Genomic DNA, 15,902 nt, shown 5'->3' with positions numbered 1-15,902 from the left:
CCGGACGTCAGGCCATGCCGTCCGGGCCGGGCGGGCCGTCCTGCCCGAGCCTGAGGTGGTGCAGCAGGAGTAACGCGGCCGCCATGTTCGCGGCCGGGACCTCCCCCCGGGCGACCAGGTCGGGAACGAGCTTGAGAGGGACCCACTCGCGGCGGTCCGACTCGAAGTCGTCCACGGGGTGTCCGACGTACGTGCCCTCCTCGGCCCAGTAGATGTGGTGCCGGGCGTCGGTGAGCCCGTTGGACGGCTCCACGCTCATGAGGTGGCGCAGCGGTCCCGGCCGCCAGCCGGTCTCCTCCTCCAGTTCCCTGGCCGCCGCCGCAGCGACGTCCTCGCCGTCCTCGACGACGCCGGCCGCGAGTTCCCAGCCCCAGCTGTCGGTGATGAAGCGGTGCCGCCACAGCAGGAGCACCTCGCTCGCGGCGTTCACGACCGTGGCCACGGCCACGGGGCGCATGCGTATGAGGAAGTGGTCGAGATGCCGGCCGTCCGGGAGCGCGACATCAGCGAGGTTGACGCTGAACCAGCGGTTTGCGTACACATTTTGTTCGCTTTGTTTCGTCCACTGCACGGTTCTGCCACCTTTCCTTGAGTAGGTGGCAATATCGCAGCAGGAACGGCTCGGCAGCAGGCGCACGGCGGCCGCTCGGGGCGCAGGGGTGGCGCAGCAGCCCCCGGGCGGGGAGGTCAGAGCGGTACGCGCAGGGCTCCGTCGATGAGTTCGGCGGCCTCGGCCGTGCCCGCGCCGCCGCTGCGCACCAGGTGCTCGCGCACCGCCCTGAGTCGGTCGCGCAGGCGCTGGGACTCCATGCCCCGGGCCTGTTCGGCCATCTGCACCGCGGTGGCCACCGCCTTGTCGGCGTTGCCCCGGCGCAGTTCGATGGTGCTGAGCATGGCGAGCCGGTGCACCCGGCCCCGGTCGTGCGCGGGGTTGTCGACGGCCGCCGCGGCGTGCTCGCCGGCCGCCGCGAGTTCCCCGAGGCTCAACAGGGCCTCGGCCACCTGGACGTTGACCAGGCCGGGCTGGACATAGCCGGTCTCGTCGGGTTCGTACCCGCGGCGGATGCGCTCGGCGGCCTGCTCGGCCCGCCGGATGCAGGACAGGGCGCTCGTGCCGTCGCCGAGGTGGGCGTACGCCTTGGCCTGCATCGCGTAGAGGTCGGAGGCGAGAGCGGGGGTGATGTGCCGGCCGGCCGCGCGCAGGGCGGCCTCGGCGAAGGCGACGGCCTGGCGGTACTCCCGCATGAACAGCGCCTGGTTGACCAGCAGCGCGATGACGTAGGCGCCCAGGCCCCGGTCCCCGCTGGCCTTGGCGAGCCGCAGGGCCTGGTGGAAGTAGCGCTGGGCCAGGCCGTGCGCGTCGGAGTCGTAGGCGCAGATGCCGGCGACCGCGACCAGCCCTCCGGTGGCCCGGTGGAGCTGGCGGCCGGTGGCGTCGGTGTAGCCGCCGCGCAGCAGGGGGGCGGCCTCGGAGTTGAGGAAGCCGACGATGCGGGCGCGGGTCGCTATGCCGCCGGCCTTGCGGTAGAGCTGCTCGTAGTGGGCGCGCGCGCAGCGCAGCATCTCCAGGTCGGCCGGGGTGACCCGGTGCCGGCCCCCGCGGGAGACGTCCACGTCCTCGGGCGGGTTCTCCCACTCCCACACGGGCATCACGGCCGGTGTGCCGGTGAGCGCGGGGGCGCCGAGGATGTGCGGGCGCTGCTGCTGGTCGGAGCGCCACAGGGCGGTCGCGCGCTCCACGAACCCGGAGAGGGAGCCGGTGTGCGGGGCGGCCGGTTCCCCGGGCACGCCGAGGCCGATGTCGTCCAGGGTGACGGGGCGGTGCAGCCGGGACGCGAGGACCTCGCAGATCAGGTCGGGCACCTGGCCGCGCGGACGCTGACCCTTCAACCACCGGGCGACGGCGGTGTGTTCGTATCTCAGGGCGAGCCCGCGTGCCCGCCCCGCCTGGTTGACGTGCGCGGCCAGTCCCGCGTGCGAGATTCCGGCCTCGTCCAGGATCGCGTCGAGCAGGGTGTTGGGCTGCATGGATGCCCCCCGGTGATTCGGTGCCGACAGCGTAGTGCGTCGGTACTCACACGGGGTGTGAACGGAGTACGCGCATCCGTACCGTGTGCGCGCTGTCGCGGAGAGTTCCGGGCCGGTTGACTGAGCTGCCTCGAAAGAGGCCGGCCGGGCCGCCGGCTCCCCCTCGTACAGTGCGGCGGCCCGCTACCGCCGTCCGCTCCGTCGCCTGCCCGACACTCCGTGGCGGGGCGGACGGCTCCGCCGGTCGCGTGGAGGATTGCGGTGCGTTGTCGGCCGCAGGTCCGCTGTGGCTGGTCGCGCGGTTCCCCGCGCCCCTCAAAGGGGCGCGGGGAACCGCGCGGGCGACCACGGCGTACCCGCGGCCGCCGGACCGGAAGCCTCCCGGTCCTTGGGCGCACCGCCTAGCTGCGCAGCGCCGCTCCGACCCGCTCGCCCGCGAGGGCGACCGCCGCGTCGCGGGCAGCCGACGCCTCGTCGACCGTCAGCGTCCGGTCCTGCGCGCGGAAGCGCAGCGCGTACGCGAGGGACTTGCGCCCCTCGCCGAGCTGCTCCGCGTTGTCGTAGACGTCGAACAGCCGGATCGACTCCAGCAGTTCACCGGCGCCCTCGCGCAGCGCCGCCTCGACGTCGGCCGCCGGCACGAACGCGTCCACGACCAGGGCGACGTCCTGCGTGGCGACCGGGAACGTGGAGATGCCCGGCGCCTGCGGGGTGTCGTCCCCGGCCCGCTGCACCGCGTCGAGGTCGAGTTCCATCGCGCAGCTGCGCGCGGGCAGCCCGAGCGTCTTCAGCACGCGCGGGTGCAGCTCGCCGGCGTGCCCGACGACCCGCTCCGCACCGTCCACCGTGAGGATCAGCTCGGCGCAGCGGCCCGGGTGCCAGGGCCCGTACTGGCCCTTGCGGGTGCCCAGTTCGGCGCCGGCCTCGCGGGCGACGGTGCGGGCGGCCTCGACCGCGTCGGCCCAGTCGGCCGGACGGCCCTTGCCCCACCAGCCGGCCTGCTCACGGGCGCCGGCCAGGACGACGGCGACGTGCCGCGGCTGGTCGGGCAGCGCGGCGTCCAGCGCGGCGAGGTCGTCGGCGTCGGGGCGCCGGTCCACGGGCAGGTTCGCGGCGACGCGCCGCTCGTCGCGCGGGTGGAAGACCAGGCCGGTCTCGAACAGCGCGAGGTCGTGCGAACCCCGGCCGTCGTTGCGCCGCAGCGCGCCGAGCAGACCCGGCAGCAGCGAGGTCCGCAGCGCGGGCTCCTCGTCGCTGAGCGGGTTGACCAGCTTCACGACGCGGCGGGCCGGGTCGTCGGCGTCCAGTCCGAGCTGGTCGAAGACCTGCTCGCTGACGAACGGGTAGTTCGGCGCCTCGACGTACCCGGCGCCGGCCAGGGCGCGCCCGACGCGGCGGTGCAGGCGCTGGCGGGCGGTCAGGCCGCGGCCCGCCGAGGGCCTCGGCAGCGTGGCGGGCAGGTTCTCGTAGCCCTCCAGGCGGATGACCTCCTCGGCGAGGTCGTTGGGGTCGGCGAGGTCCGGCCGCCAGGACGGGACGGTGACGATCAGCTCGTCCTGCCCGTACACGTCGCAGCCGACCTCCTGGAGGCGGCGTACGACGGTCTCGCGGCCGTAGGTCACACCCGCGACCTTGTCCGGGTGGTCGGCCGGGACGCTGATGGTGTGCGGCACCGGCGGGGCGCTGAGCTCCGTGACGCCGGACTCGGCGGTGCCGCCCGCGAGGAGCACCAGCAGGTCGACGGTGCGCTGCGCGGCAGCGGCGGCGGCCTGCGGGTCGACGCCGCGCTCGAAGCGGCGGGACGCCTCGGAGGACAGCTTGTGCCGGCGGGCGGTGCGCGCGATGGCCACCTGGTCGAAGTGGGCGGCCTCGATGACCACGTCACTCGTCGCGCTCTCGGCGTCCCCGTGGTCGGCGATCTCCGTGTTGGCGCCGCCCATGACACCGGCGAGGCCGATCGGGCCGCGGTCGTCGGTGATGACCAGGTCCTCGGCGTGCAGCTTCCGCTCGACGCCGTCGAGGGTGACGATCTTCTCGCCCTCCTCGGCGCGGCGCACGCCGATGGTGCCCTGGACCAGGGAGCGGTCGTAGGCGTGCAGGGGCTGGCCGAGCTCCATCATCACGTAGTTGGTGACGTCGACGGCGAGCGAGATCGGGCGCATGCCGACCTTCTGGAGCCGGCGCTGGAGCCAGATCGGGGAGCGCGCCTCGGCGCTGAGGCCGGTGACCGTGCGGGCGGTGAAGCGGTCGCAGCCGGTCGGGTCGGCGATCTTCACCGGGTAGCCGTAGGCGTTCGGGGCGGGCACGTCGAGCAGCGCCGGGTCGCGCAGCGGCAGGCCGTAGGCGATGGCGGTCTCGCGGGCGACGCCGCGGATGGACAGGCAGTCGCCGCGGTTGGCGGTGACGGCGATGTCCAGCACCTCGTCGACCAGTTCGAGCAGCTCGATGGCGTCCTTGCCGACCTCGGTCTCGGGCGGCAGCACGATGATGCCGTGGCTGCCGTCGTCGCCCATGCCCAGCTCGTCGCCGGAGCAGATCATGCCGTGGGACGTCTTGCCGTACGTCTTGCGGGCGGAGATCGAGAAGCCGCCCGGCAGGGTGGCGCCGGGGAGGACCACGACGACCTTGTCGCCGACGGCGAAGTTGCGGGCGCCGCAGACGATCTCCTGCGGGTCACCCGTGCCGTTGGCCTGTCCGACGTCGACGGTGCAGAAGCGGATCGGCTTCTTGAAGCCCTCCAGCTCCTCGATGGTGAGGACCTGGCCGACGACGAGGGGGCCCTTGAGGTCGGCGCCGAGGTGCTCGACGGTCTCGACCTCGAGGCCGGCCGAGATCAGCTTGGCCTGCACGTCGCGGCCGGTCTGCGTGGCCGGCAGGTCGACGTACTCCCGCAGCCAGGAAAGTGGGACCCGCATCAGATCTCCGTCCCGAACGGCCGGGTGAACCGGACGTCACCCTCGACCATGTCTCGCATGTCCTCGACGTTGTGGCGGAACATCAGCATCCGCTCGATGCCGAACCCGAAGGCGAAGCCGCTGTACTTCTCCGGGTCGACGCCGCAGGCGGTGAGCACCCGCGGGTTGACCATGCCGCAGCCGCCCAGCTCGATCCAGCCCTCGCTGGAGCAGGTGCGGCAGGGCCGGTCGGGGTTGCCGACGGACGCGCCCTTGCAGACGTAGCAGAGCATGTCCATCTCGGCGGACGGCTCGGTGAAGGGGAAGAAGTTGGGCCGCAGCCGGGTCTTCATCTCCGCGCCGAACAGCGACTGGACCATGTGGTCCAGGGTGCCCTTGAGGTCCGCCATGGTCAGGCCCTCGTCGATGGCGAGCAGCTCGACCTGGTGGAAGACGGGGGTGTGCGTGGCGTCCAGCTCGTCGGTGCGGTACACGCGGCCGGGGCAGATCACGTAGACCGGCAGCTCGCGGTCGAGCGCGGAGCGGATCTGCACGGGCGAGGTGTGGGTGCGCAGCACGACGCCGGACTCGGCGCCGCCGTCCGCACCCTGCACGAAGAAGGTGTCGGCCTCGCCACGGGCCGGGTGGTCCGGGCCGATGTTGAGGGCGTCGAAGTTGAACCACTCGGCCTCGGCCTCGGGGCCCTCGGCGACCTCGTAGCCCATGGCCGTGAAGACGTCCTCGATGCGCTCGGAGAGCGTGGTGAGGGGGTGCCGGGCGCCGGCCGGCACCCGGTCGTAGGGCAGCGTGACGTCCACGGCCTCCTCGACCAGGACGCGCGCATCGCGCTCGGCCTCCAGCTCCTCCTGGCGGGCCGCGAGGGCCTTGTTCACGGCGCCTCGGGCCATGCCGACGCGCTTGCCGGCCTCGGCCTTGGCCTGCGGCGGCAGGGCGCCGATCTCGCGGTTGGCCAGCGCCAGCGGGGAGGTGCCGCCGGTGTGGGCGACCTTCGCCTCCTGGAGCGCGTCGAGGGAGCCCGCTGCGGCGAAGGCGGCGAGCGCCTCGTCCCGCATGCGCTCGATCTCTTCCGGTTTCAACGCCTCGACCTCGACCGGGTCGTACGACTTATTCGGTGCCGACATCTCTTCCCGTGCTTCCGATTGGCTGGCTGGGACGCCCCGTCTACGGTCCGGAGACGATGGTCTGCGGAGCTGGACGCAAAGGTGCCAAAGACCGAGTCTAACGGGGGTGTGGAACGCGACCGCGCCCGTGGGGCCGCTCAGGCCAGGTAGGCCGGGGCCGCCACGGGCAACGTAAATCGGAACTCGGCGCCGCCGCCGGGGGCGCGGCCGACCGTGATGGTGCCGCCGTGGGCCTCGACGATGCCCTTGACGATGTACAGCCCGAGGCCGGTGCCGCCGCGCTTGCTGCCCCGCCAGAAGCGGGTGAAGACGCGGTTCATGGACTCCTCCGGGATGCCGGCCCCTTCGTCGCTCACCGTGACCGACGTACCGGTGTCCTCTCCCTCGCGGGGGGACGCCGTGGGCGTGACGTCAATGGTGACGGTTCCCTCGCCGTGGCGCACCGCGTTTTCGAGCAGGTTGCCCAGCACCTGGTCGACCTTGTCGGGGTCGGCCCACAGGTCGGGCAGCGGCTGGGAGACGCGGAGCAGGAAGCGGTCGGCCTCCTGGCCTGCGGCGACGTACGCCTGGATGTGGCGGCCGACGGCGGCGCCGATGTCCACGGGCTGGCGGCGGACCTCGAGCCGGCCCGAGTCGATGCGGGAGATGTCCAGCAGCTCGGCGATGAGCCGGGTGACGCGGTCGGCGTCGGCGTCCACGGTCTCCAGCATCAGCCGCTTCTGATCGTCGGTGAACCGCTCCCACTTGGCCAGCAGGGTGGCCGTGAAGCCCTTGACGGAGGTGAGCGGCGAGCGCAGTTCGTGGGCGACGGTGGCGATCAGCTCGGCGTGGCTGCGTTCGGTACGGCGGCGGGCCTCGGTGTCGCGCAGGGTGACGACGACGCGGTGGACGGGGCCGGTGGGCTGGATGCGGACGTAGCGGGCGGAGACGAGGACCTCCCGGCCGCCGGGCAGCAGGAGGTTGCGTTCGGGCTGGCCCACGCGGATGGCGAGGCCGCCGTAGGGGTCGGTCAGCTGCCACCAGCGGCGGCCCTCCAGGTCCTCCAGGGGGAGGGCCTTCTCCAGCGGCTGTCCGAGGGCGTCGGCCGCGGCGACCGCCGTGATGCGCGCGGCGGCGGCGTTGAAGCAGACGACGCGGCCCCGCTCGTCCGCGACGACGAGGCCGTCGGGCAGCTGGTCGGGGCCGATGCCGAGGTCGGCGAGGTCGCCGGGTGCGCGGGGCGCGGGCGGACGCGGCGCCTGGCGTGCTCCCGGTGCGCTGCTCGTGCCGACGCTCATCCCCGTACCCCACCTCTCAACCGCTCAGGGGCCTTGAGCTGGTCACCCTACTAGTCCTTGGTGACGGAGCGGCACCCTCCGGCGGCGCGCTGTGCACGCGCCGACGCGTAGAGACATACGGCGGCGGCGGTCGCGAGGTTCAGACTTTCGGCCTTCCCGTGGATCGGGACGCGCAGCACGGCGTCGGCGAGCGCCCGGGTCTCCTCCGGGAGCCCCCAGGCCTCGTTGCCGAAGACCCAGGCGGTGGGGCCGCCCATGGTGCCCTCGTCCAGTTCGGCGTCGAGGTCGTGTTCGCCCGCGCCGTCGGCGGCGAGGATCCGCACACCGGCGTCCCGTAGGCCGGCGACGGCGTGCTCGACGGGTACGCCGACGGCGACCGGCAGGTGGAACAGGGAGCCGACGGAGGCGCGGACGGCCTTGGGGTTGTACAGGTCGACGGAGGCGTCGGTGAGGACGACCGCCTCGGCGCCGGCGGCGTCGGCGCAGCGCAGTACGGTGCCCGCGTTGCCGGGGTCGCGGACGTGGGCGAGGACGGCGACCAGCTTCGGGCGGGCGGCGAGGATCTCGTCGAAGGGGGTGTCCAGGAACCGGCAGACCCCGACCAGGCCCTGCGGGGTGACGGTGGTGGAGATGTCCTCGATCACCTGCTCGGCGGCGAGGTGGACCCGGGCGCCCGCGTCACGGGCGGCGCCGATGATGTCGGCGTAGCGCTCGGCGGCCTCGACGGTGGCGAACACCTCGACGAGGGTGTCCTCGTACCCCGCGGCCTCCCGCACGGCCTGCGGCCCCTCGGCGAGGAACAGCCGCTCCTTCCCCCGGAAGTTCCGCTTCGCCAGCCGCCGCGCGGCGAGGACCCGGGGGGAACGGGGGGAGATCAGCTCGGGGGCGGCGGGGCGCATGCGATTCTTCACCTTCACAAGTAGTCGACGCCGGGTGCGGGCGCGCCCCTGGGGGGCGCGGGGAACTGCGCGACCAGCCACGACGCACCCGCGGACGAGGACGGTGCGCCGGGCGGCAATCGAAGGACCCGCAGGCTCGAAGCCTGCGGGTCCTTCGACGTCGGCTCAGAGCCGGCGCAGCGTCACGCGGCCTTCGGCGCGTTGACGTCGCTCGGCAGCGCCTTCTGGGCGACCTCGACGAGCGCGGCGAACGCGGCGGCGTCGTTGACGGCCAGGTCGGCCAGGATCTTGCGGTCCACCTCGATGTTGGCGGCCTTCAGACCCTGGATGAAGCGGTTGTACGTGATGCCGTTGGCGCGGGCAGCGGCGTTGATGCGCTGGATCCACAGCTGGCGGAAGTCACCCTTGCGCTTCTTGCGGTCGTTGTAGTTGTAGACCAGCGAGTGGGTGACCTGCTCCTTGGCCTTGCGGTACAGGCGCGAACGCTGACCGCGGTAGCCGGAGGCCTGCTCGAGGATCGCCCGGCGCTTCTTGTGGGCGTTGACTGCCCGCTTGACGCGTGCCACTTGTTAACTCCTTGTAGCGGGGCCGCGGGGATGCTCACGCGGCCCGGTATCGATGGGGTCCCGGTCCAGACGTACGGCGCTCAGAGGGCGCCGTGACGTCACTTGCCGAGAAGCTTCTTGATCTTCGCGGCGTCGCCCGGGGCCATCTCGGCGTTGCCGGTGAGGCGACGCGTCACGCGGGACGACTTGTGCTCGAGCAGGTGGCGCTTGCCGGCGCGCTCACGGAGCACCTTGCCGGAGCCGGTGATCTTGAAGCGCTTGCTGGCACCGCTGTGCGACTTGTTCTTCGGCATAGCGCCGTTCTCTCCTCGTCGGTGGCACTCCGGTGCCCGGTCGTGAAACCGGGCACGGTGGAGCGTCGCTTGTATCGGTTACGTCCTGGGGACCTGGGCCCCCCGGAGTCACGCCTCGGCGGGAGCCTCGGCCGGAGCCTCGGCATCCACCTCGTCGACGTCGTCGGCCTCCGCGGCGTTCTGCGACTTGCCGGGGTTGGCCTTCGCGTCCGCCTTGCGGGCTTCCTGCGCCTGGCGAGCCTCGGCCATCGCCTCGGTCTTCTTCTTGTGCGGACCGAGGACCATGATCATGTTGCGGCCGTCCTGCTTCGGGTTCGACTCCACGAACCCGAGGTCGGCCACGTCCTCCGCGAGACGCTGCAGCAGTCGGTAGCCGAGCTCCGGCCGGGACTGCTCGCGACCACGGAACATGATCGTGATCTTGACCTTGTCGCCCTGCTTGAGGAACCGAACGACGTGACCCTTCTTGGTGTCATAGTCGTGCGGGTCGATCTTCGGCCGGAGCTTCATCTCCTTGATGACCGTGTGCGCCTGGTTCTTGCGCGCCTCACGGGCCTTCATGGCCGACTCGTACTTGAACTTCCCGTAGTCCATGAGCTTGCACACGGGCGGACGGGCGTTCGCCGCGACCTCTACGAGATCGAGGTCGTACTCCTGCGCAAGCTCCAGGGCCTTGGCAAGCGGGACAATCCCGACCTGCTCGCCGCTGGGACCGACAAGTCGCACCTCGGGAACGCGAATCCGGTCGTTGATGCGGGGCTCGGCGCTGATGGATCCTCCTCGGTAGCACCACGCGACGGTCTGGCGGACAGCCGCGTAACGTCTGTGTTCGATAGACCTAACCGCGCCGGCGCAACAAAAATGCCCCGGACGATCACAGGCGGGGCTCCTTGAACTGCTACCGGAGCACCGCCGCGATGGCCGCGGGGCGCGATCTCGGGCTGGTCACCGTCGCTGGACGGGACCGCCTGACCGGTGACCCGCCGTCCTGAGGACGGCCAGGTGGGAGTTCGGAGCCTCCACTTGTGGGCCGGGCTCGCTGCCGTGGGCGTGCGTGTCCGACCGGTCGTTACACAAGGTTAGCAGCTCGGCAGGGGAAGGGCTAACCGAGACCGGGTGGGGCCGGGTCGCGCGCTGCGCCTATCGTGGGCGCATGAGTGAGACCCCTCCTGAGACGCCCGACTTCGACGCCATGACCCGCGACATCGCCGAGGTCCCCGCGGTCGAGGTGATCGTGACGGTCGCCGTCAACCTGATGAGCGCCGCCGCCGTGAAGCTGGGGCTGACCGAGGAGGGCGACGCGCACAAGGACCTGGACGAGGCCCGCAAGCTGGTGCACGCGCTGGCCGGTCTGCTGGACGCGTCGGCGACGGAGATCAGCTCGTTCCACGCGGCCCCGCTGCGCGACGGGCTGAAGTCGCTCCAGCTGGCCTTCCGCGAGTCCTCGCTCGTCCCCGACGAGCCGGGCCAGGGCCCGGGCGAGAAGTACACCGGCCGGGTCTACGGCTGAGCAGTCCCCTGCGTGGCCGAGCTGTCCCTCACGCAGCCCAGCTACCCCCGCACGTACAAGGGCTCGCCCGGCGGCGTCGCCCCGGCCGGCAGCAGTGCCAGGTCGAGGCCGCGCACCAGGCGGGCCCTCAGCGTCTCGTCGGCGGCGAGGCGCTCGGCGACGGCCCGGGCGGCCGTGGCCGGGTCGGCCCCGGGGTCCAGTTGCAGCGCGAGCGTGCCGTCGGCCCGTCCCGGCCCGAGGTGGGCCCGGAGCACGGCGGGCTCGGCGGCCACCGCGGTGCGCACCGCCTCGGCGACGGCCGGGTCGGCCAGCGGATCGGTCGTCGTACGCCCCTCGGCCAGCGCCAGCAGCACCGCGCCGGTCAGCTCGAAGGGCACCGGACCGGCCAGGTCCAGGACCACCGTGTCCGCCTTCTCGTGCGCGGCGGCCTGCAGCGCCTGGTGCACGGGTACGGCGACGGGGCGGGCCGCGGGGTCCCAGCGGGCCAGCGACTCGGTGGACGTGAAGGCGGGCAGGGCGGTGCGGTCGCCGGCCTTCAGCGTCGGGACCGCCATGTCACTGGTCTTCTCGCGCCGCAGCCCGTTCTCGTCCTCCTCCACCTCGCCGAGAACGGCCACCACGGGTACGAGCAGCCGGGCGCCCTTGAGCGCCTCCAGCACGGGAGGCAGGGCGGTGCGGTCCTCGGCCCAGGCGGCGAGCGCCGCGCTCAGCCGGGGGTCGGCGGAGCCGTCGTCGTCGGAGTAGCCGGAGTCGGGGATGTTCTTGTTCGCCACGCTCCCGACCCTAGTCGAGGGTCCGGACAGGTCGCCGAGGCCCACCTCGCAGACGTGCGGACCGGCCCGGCGATCATGGTTGGTAGCCTCGCCGGATGACCGCGACCTTCGACGACGCCGTCCGCGCTCGACTGCGAGCTCCGCACATCTGGTACGTCGGCACCGTGTTCGCCGACGGAGCGCCGCAGGTCAGCCCCATGTGGGTGGACCTGGAGGGGGAGAACGAGCTGACCTTCAACACCTCGGTGGGCCGGGTGAAGGAGGAGAACCTGCGCCGCGACCCCCGGGTCTACCTCTCGCACGCGGACGCCGCCGACCCCTTCGACCGCGTGCAGATCAGCGGGGTGGTGTCCCGCTTCGTCGAGGGCCCGGAGGCGCACGACCGGATGGACCGGCTGGCCCGCAAGTACCTGGGCAGCGAGCGCTTCGAGTGGCTCATGCCCGGAGAGCGGCGGATCGCGGTCGTCGTGCGTCCGGTGAAGGTGCGGCACATCGTCGGAGTGGAGCGGTTCCGGCCCGGCGGTCCGGTTTCCGCTCCGTGAGGACGGGCGTCCGGTCGGGCGGCCCGGTCGAGGACCGTGACGCGCTGCTGGCCACGGCCATGGCGTCGGTGCCCGTGGCGGGCGGCGCCGAGGTGTCGGTGGCGGTGTTCGACCCGGCCTCGGGCCGGAGCGCCTCGTACGGCTCGGGCCTCTACGAGACGGCGAGCATCGTCAAGGTCGACATCCTGGCGGTGCTGCTGCTCCAGGCGCAGGACGCGGGGCGTGCGCCCACCGCCGAGGAGGAGGCGCACGCCGTCGCGATGATCGAGCGGAGCGACAACGACTCGGCGTCGGCGCTGTGGCGGGCGATCGGGGCGGCGGACGGGCTCGACGCCGGGAACGCGCGCTTCGGACTGACGCGGACCCGGGGAGGCGACGGACCTCTGTGGGGACTGACGCGGACCACGGCCGCCGACCAGGTCGCGCTGTTGCGGCAGGTGTTCGTGGCGGACGGCTCGGAGCTGAGCGAGGCCTCGCGGGCGTACGTGGGCGGGCTGATGGGGCGGATCACCGAAGGTCAGCGGTGGGGTGTGTCGGCCGCGGCCGACACCGCCGGTGGCTCGGCGTGGGCGCTGAAGAACGGCTGGCTGCGGCGTAGCACCACCGGGCTGTGGGTGGTCGGCAGCATCGGGCGGGTCACGACGGGCGGCCGCGACCGTCTGGTGGCGGTCGTGTCCCGCGGCAGTGCGAGCCGGGCGGAGGGGATCGCGCTCACCGAGGCGGCGGCGCGGGCGGCGGTGTCCGTCTTCCGCGAGGCGGTCCCGCCCGGCGGGGACGGCGCGGCCTGCGGTCAGAAGTCCTCGTAGCGTCCGCGGCGGCCCCGCCACAGGACGACGGCCGCGACGATCATGACGCCGCCCGCGCCGCCCGCGAGGGGCGCCGCCCAGGCGGCGGTGGAGTCGTCGGAGGCGGCGGCCTCCGGTCCGGAGCCGAAGTACTCGTCGCCGTAGGCAGCCGGCTTCAGGCCCCGCCGCTCCAGGCGTCCCGCCGCCTCGATGGCCGCGGCGGGGTCGACGAAGCCGTAGCCGCGGGAGTCGTCGCGGCCCTCCGCGGGGGCGTTGCGGGCCGTGTCCTCCAGGAGGGACTTGACCTGGGCCGGGGTGAGGTCGGGGTGGGCCGACTTGACCAGGGCGGCGGCCCCGGAGACGAAGGCCGAGGCGGCGCTGGTGCCCCAGCCCTCGTAGTAGCGGTGGTCCGGGTCGGCGATGATCACGTCGACGCCGGGGGCGCTGACCGTGGCGTACCAGCGGCGGGTGGAGAAGGAGGCGCGGGTGCCGTAGCGGTCGACGGCGGTCGCGGCGATCACGCCCGGGTAGGCGGCCGGGTAGGAGATGTGGTCGCCCTTCTCCCCTCCGTTGCCGGCCGAGGCGACGACGACCACGCCCTTCCTCAGGGCGTACTGGATGGCCTCGTCCTCGGCGGGTTCGGGGTGGGCGGAGGCGGAGTCGTCGCCCAGGGAGAGGTTGATGATGTCGGCGCCGTGGTCGGTGGCCCAGCGGATGCCGTCGGCGAGGGCGTTGCCGCGGGTCTTGCGGGCCTTGGCGCGGGAGGGGTCGCCGTCCTCCAGGATCACGCGCAGGGGCAGGATCTTGGCCTCCGGGGCGACGCCCATGGCGCCCTCCGCGTTGCCGGCGCCGTGGCCGTGACCGGCGATGATCCCGGCCATGGCGGTGCCGTGCCGGGCCCAGGCACGGTCCCCCTCGCTCGCGCCGAAGCCGACCAGGTCCTTGCCGTCGAGGACGTTGCCCGCCAGGTCGGGGTGGTCGGCCTCGACCCCGGTGTCCAGGACGGCGACGGTGACGCCCGCGCCCTTGGTGGTGCGCCAGGCCTCGTCGGTGTGCAGGGCGTCCAGGGCCCACTGCTGCGCGCGGATGCCGTCGGCGTGCGCGGCGGGCGCCGGGACGAGGACCAGGGCGGCGGCGAGGAGGAGCCCCAGGGCGCCCTTTCCGCGGACGCCGGTGTGCGGCACGGGGGCGGCGGGCTCCGCGGCGGGGTCGACGGTCTTCACGACGGACGCTCCGTGGCCGGGCCGACGTTCTTGCGCAGGGCACGTTCGACGCGGTCGGCGAGGCCCTGCGCCTCGTGGCCGAGGCCGGCCTGGGCGGGGGCCGAGCCCGCGCCGGACTCCATGGCCTCCTCGGCGGGCTCGGGCTCGTCGACGCCGCGGCCGTCGGCCCAGCCGGAGACGGCGTAGACGACGACGGGGCCGTCGGTGAGGACGGAGACGGTCCACGAGGCCCGCTGCCGCGCGCCGAAGCCGGCGGCGACGGTGCCCTCGGCGGCGTACGGCAGCGGCATGAGGTCCTCCCGGCGGCCGAGACCCTCCTTCTCGAACCGGCCCGCCAGTGAGGTCATGGCGGCGGCGTCGGCCTTGGTGAAGAGCAGGCCGACGGTGGTGACGTGGCTCTGGGTGGCGTCGGTGTAGGTGGCGCGCAGCAGACGCCGGCAGCCGACGGGGTCGAGGAGCTTGGCCAGCAGCGGGTCGAAGGCGCCCTCGCAGCCGCTGTCCGGCGCGACGGCGACCCGCGTCCAGGTGCGGTCGGCGCCGCCGGGTCCGGCGCCCTGTCCCCGCACGGTGGGCGGGAACAGCTGGTCGACCGGCACGCTGTGCCACAGGTCTCCCGCCTCGGCGAACGCGCCGCGCGCCCCGTCGTCGCCCGAGTCCCCGGCGAGCCAGCTGCCGGTGACGGCGCCCGTCACCAGTCCCAGCCCCAGCACGAAGCAGACGGCCGCGGCGAGGGCCTGCGCCCGCCCCCGGCCCCGGCCCCGCCCCCGCTCACCGAACGGATGCGGCCGGGCGTGCTCGTCGTACCCCTCGGGCTCCCCGAACGACACCCGGGGCCGCCCCTCGCCGGTCGCCGTCGGAGCGCTCCAGGACCGCCCGGGGTCGGGGGTGGCGACCGTGCCCGTCGGACCGGACGCGGGGCGCGGCGCTGCCGCCCGTTCCGCTTCCGGTGCCGGTGCCGGTGCCGCCGGGATCGGGCGGAGGCGCCGGGTCGTCTCGGACGGGGCCTCCGGGGGCGCCGAGTCGCGGCCGCGCGGGGCCTCCAGGTGCGCCGTGGGGCCGCCGCGCGGGGCATCGGCGGGTGCGCCGGGGCCGGCTGGCGGGGGCGTCATCGGGCCGCGACGGGACGGCCGCGCCGCGCCGGCGCCTGGCGAAGTCCCCGCGGGGGCGTCGGCGCCGCGGGGGGTGGGGGCGCCGGGGACGGGTGTGCCGGGGCGGCGCGGTGAAGGCGGCGCCGGGCGGTGTGCCCGCTGCGCCCCGCCCTCCCCCGGGCCACCGCGGCCGACGGTGGGCGGGGTGTCGGGGAAACGGGCGGAGGCGCGGGGTGGCGGGGGCGCGGGCTCGGTGGCCCGGGAATCGACGGGCCACAGGCGCGGGAGACGCGGCCCGGCACCGGAGTCCGGGGCCTCCCGGTCGCCCTCCCGGCGCGGGGCGGCCCAGCCGGCGTCTCGGCTGCCGGGTCCGTCTCCCGGGTCCTGCTCCCTCGCCGTGCCCGGTCCGGGGACGCCGTCGTCGGCGGACGGGGACGCGTCGGCGGCCGACGGGGGCGCGTCGGCGGCCCGAGGCGCGTCGGCGTCGCGGGACACGTCGTAGCGCCGGGTGTTCGCGTCGCGCTCCCCCGTGTGCCGGGGAGCGGGGAGAGGCGGCGCGACCGGCGCGCGCCGGTCGGTCCCGGCCGGGTCGCCACCGGGCGCCGCCGACGGCTGTGCCGGCCGGGGCGGGCCGACGGGGCGTGGCGGAGCGGCGGGACGTCGCGGGACGCCCGCGTCCGACGCCGGCGGCGGGGTGCCGGGGTGCGGCGGAGTACCAGGGCGGGGCGAACCTCCCGCCTCCGGCGCGAGCGGCGGCGTGCCCCGGTGCGGCCGAGGCTCAGGGCGGGGCGAGGTGCCGGGGTGCGGCTGGGGCTCCGGGGACGGCCGGGTGCCGGTGCGCCGCACCGGGTCCGGCGGGGTGCCGGGGTGCGGCGGCGCGGA

At 74.3% G+C, this 15,902-nt stretch carries 15 protein-coding genes; 3 read left to right on the top strand and 12 right to left on the bottom strand.

Features of this window, described 5'->3' with window-relative positions; all coding sequences use genetic code 11:
- Positions 1-7: 7 nt before the first annotated feature.
- The 9 genes from ACGF5T_RS16160 to infC form a co-directional block, all read right to left on the bottom strand.
- On the bottom strand, positions 8-571 hold the full coding sequence (locus tag ACGF5T_RS16160; protein ID WP_356605851.1) for an NUDIX domain-containing protein: 564 nt from the start codon (positions 569-571) through the stop codon (positions 8-10).
- Between the two features lie 116 nt (positions 572-687).
- On the bottom strand, positions 688-2,028 hold the full coding sequence (locus ACGF5T_RS16155; RefSeq protein WP_356605853.1) for a transcriptional regulator: 1,341 nt from the start codon (positions 2,026-2,028) through the stop codon (positions 688-690).
- A 401-nt stretch (positions 2,029-2,429) separates the two neighbouring features.
- The gene (pheT, locus tag ACGF5T_RS16150; protein ID WP_361012420.1) at positions 2,430-4,943 is read right to left on the bottom strand and encodes a phenylalanine--tRNA ligase subunit beta; all 2,514 of its coding nucleotides are present in this window, start codon (positions 4,941-4,943) and stop codon (positions 2,430-2,432) included.
- Positions 4,943-6,064: a phenylalanine--tRNA ligase subunit alpha gene (pheS, locus tag ACGF5T_RS16145; protein WP_361012423.1), complete on the bottom strand. Its 1,122-nt coding sequence runs from the start codon at positions 6,062-6,064 to the stop codon at positions 4,943-4,945. The genes pheT and pheS overlap by 1 nt, the downstream gene beginning before the upstream one ends.
- Positions 6,065-6,201: 137 nt before the next feature.
- Complete coding sequence (locus ACGF5T_RS16140) at positions 6,202-7,341, bottom strand: ATP-binding protein (protein WP_361012426.1); 1,140 nt, start codon at positions 7,339-7,341, stop codon at positions 6,202-6,204.
- Between the two features lie 50 nt (positions 7,342-7,391).
- On the bottom strand, positions 7,392-8,240 hold the full coding sequence (locus tag ACGF5T_RS16135; RefSeq protein WP_366768237.1) for an RNA methyltransferase: 849 nt from the start codon (positions 8,238-8,240) through the stop codon (positions 7,392-7,394).
- Between the two features lie 182 nt (positions 8,241-8,422).
- Positions 8,423-8,806 carry a 50S ribosomal protein L20 gene (gene rplT, locus ACGF5T_RS16130; protein WP_053128232.1) on the bottom strand — a complete coding sequence of 128 codons (384 nt, stop codon included), beginning with the start codon at positions 8,804-8,806 and terminating at the stop codon, positions 8,423-8,425.
- Positions 8,807-8,904: 98 nt separating this feature from the next.
- A complete protein-coding gene (rpmI, locus tag ACGF5T_RS16125; RefSeq protein ID WP_003977225.1) occupies positions 8,905-9,099 on the bottom strand; it encodes a 50S ribosomal protein L35 in 195 nt (64 codons plus the stop codon).
- 108 nt (positions 9,100-9,207) lie between these two features.
- Positions 9,208-9,870, bottom strand: a complete 663-nt coding sequence (gene infC, locus ACGF5T_RS16120) for a translation initiation factor IF-3 (RefSeq protein WP_356606209.1) — start codon at positions 9,868-9,870, stop codon at positions 9,208-9,210.
- A gap of 382 nt (positions 9,871-10,252) precedes the next feature.
- Between infC and ACGF5T_RS16115 the strand changes: the two genes are divergently transcribed.
- Positions 10,253-10,609, top strand: a complete 357-nt coding sequence (locus tag ACGF5T_RS16115) for a DUF1844 domain-containing protein (protein WP_366768238.1) — start codon at positions 10,253-10,255, stop codon at positions 10,607-10,609.
- A gap of 41 nt (positions 10,610-10,650) precedes the next feature.
- On the opposite strand, the gene ACGF5T_RS16110 is transcribed toward ACGF5T_RS16115, so the two are convergent.
- Positions 10,651-11,382 (bottom strand): SseB family protein, encoded by a 732-nt coding sequence (locus tag ACGF5T_RS16110; protein WP_356605864.1) that lies wholly within the window; start codon positions 11,380-11,382, stop codon positions 10,651-10,653.
- A gap of 95 nt (positions 11,383-11,477) precedes the next feature.
- On the opposite strand from ACGF5T_RS16110, the gene ACGF5T_RS16105 reads away from it, so the two are divergent.
- Entirely contained in the window at positions 11,478-11,924 is a 447-nt protein-coding gene (locus ACGF5T_RS16105) for a TIGR03618 family F420-dependent PPOX class oxidoreductase (protein ID WP_356605866.1), read from the top strand.
- A gap of 59 nt (positions 11,925-11,983) precedes the next feature.
- Positions 11,984-12,730 carry a hypothetical protein gene (locus ACGF5T_RS16100; protein ID WP_366768252.1) on the top strand — a complete coding sequence of 249 codons (747 nt, stop codon included), beginning with the start codon at positions 11,984-11,986 and terminating at the stop codon, positions 12,728-12,730.
- On the opposite strand, the gene mycP is transcribed toward ACGF5T_RS16100, so the two are convergent.
- Both mycP and ACGF5T_RS16090 read right to left on the bottom strand, forming a co-directional pair.
- Positions 12,715-13,893, bottom strand: a complete 1,179-nt coding sequence (gene mycP, locus ACGF5T_RS16095; protein ID WP_361012493.1) for a type VII secretion-associated serine protease mycosin — start codon at positions 13,891-13,893, stop codon at positions 12,715-12,717. The genes ACGF5T_RS16100 and mycP overlap by 16 nt on opposite strands.
- Positions 13,894-13,928: 35 nt before the next feature.
- On the bottom strand, positions 13,929-15,041 hold the full coding sequence (locus ACGF5T_RS16090; protein WP_366768239.1) for a hypothetical protein: 1,113 nt from the start codon (positions 15,039-15,041) through the stop codon (positions 13,929-13,931).
- Positions 15,042-15,902: the final 861 nt, after the last annotated feature.

It is taken from the genome of Streptomyces sp. NPDC047853 (assembly GCF_043204535.1).
Classification (GTDB): Bacteria; Actinomycetota; Actinomycetes; order Streptomycetales; family Streptomycetaceae; genus Streptomyces.
This window is presented reverse-complemented; position numbering and strand designations above follow the sequence as displayed.

Bases quoted from the DNA above. Each gene is read 5' to 3' on its own strand.
- ACGF5T_RS16155 (WP_356605853.1), bottom strand. From the start codon at position 2,028: ATGCAGCCCAACACCCTGCTCGACGCGATCCTGGACGAGGCCGGAATC.
- ACGF5T_RS16105 (WP_356605866.1), top strand. From the start codon at position 11,478: ATGACCGCGACCTTCGACGACGCCGTCCGCGCTCGACTGCGAGCTCCG.
- rpmI (WP_003977225.1), bottom strand. From the start codon at position 9,099: ATGCCGAAGAACAAGTCGCACAGCGGTGCCAGCAAGCGCTTCAAGATC.
- ACGF5T_RS16115 (WP_366768238.1), top strand. From the start codon at position 10,253: ATGAGTGAGACCCCTCCTGAGACGCCCGACTTCGACGCCATGACCCGC.
- ACGF5T_RS16135 (WP_366768237.1), bottom strand. From the start codon at position 8,240: ATGCGCCCCGCCGCCCCCGAGCTGATCTCCCCCCGTTCCCCCCGGGTC.
- ACGF5T_RS16100 (WP_366768252.1), top strand. From the start codon at position 11,984: ATGGCGTCGGTGCCCGTGGCGGGCGGCGCCGAGGTGTCGGTGGCGGTG.
- ACGF5T_RS16140 (WP_361012426.1), bottom strand. From the start codon at position 7,341: ATGAGCGTCGGCACGAGCAGCGCACCGGGAGCACGCCAGGCGCCGCGT.
- ACGF5T_RS16090 (WP_366768239.1), bottom strand. From the start codon at position 15,041: ATGACGCCCCCGCCAGCCGGCCCCGGCGCACCCGCCGATGCCCCGCGC.
- pheT (WP_361012420.1), bottom strand. From the start codon at position 4,943: ATGCGGGTCCCACTTTCCTGGCTGCGGGAGTACGTCGACCTGCCGGCC.
- pheS (WP_361012423.1), bottom strand. From the start codon at position 6,064: ATGTCGGCACCGAATAAGTCGTACGACCCGGTCGAGGTCGAGGCGTTG.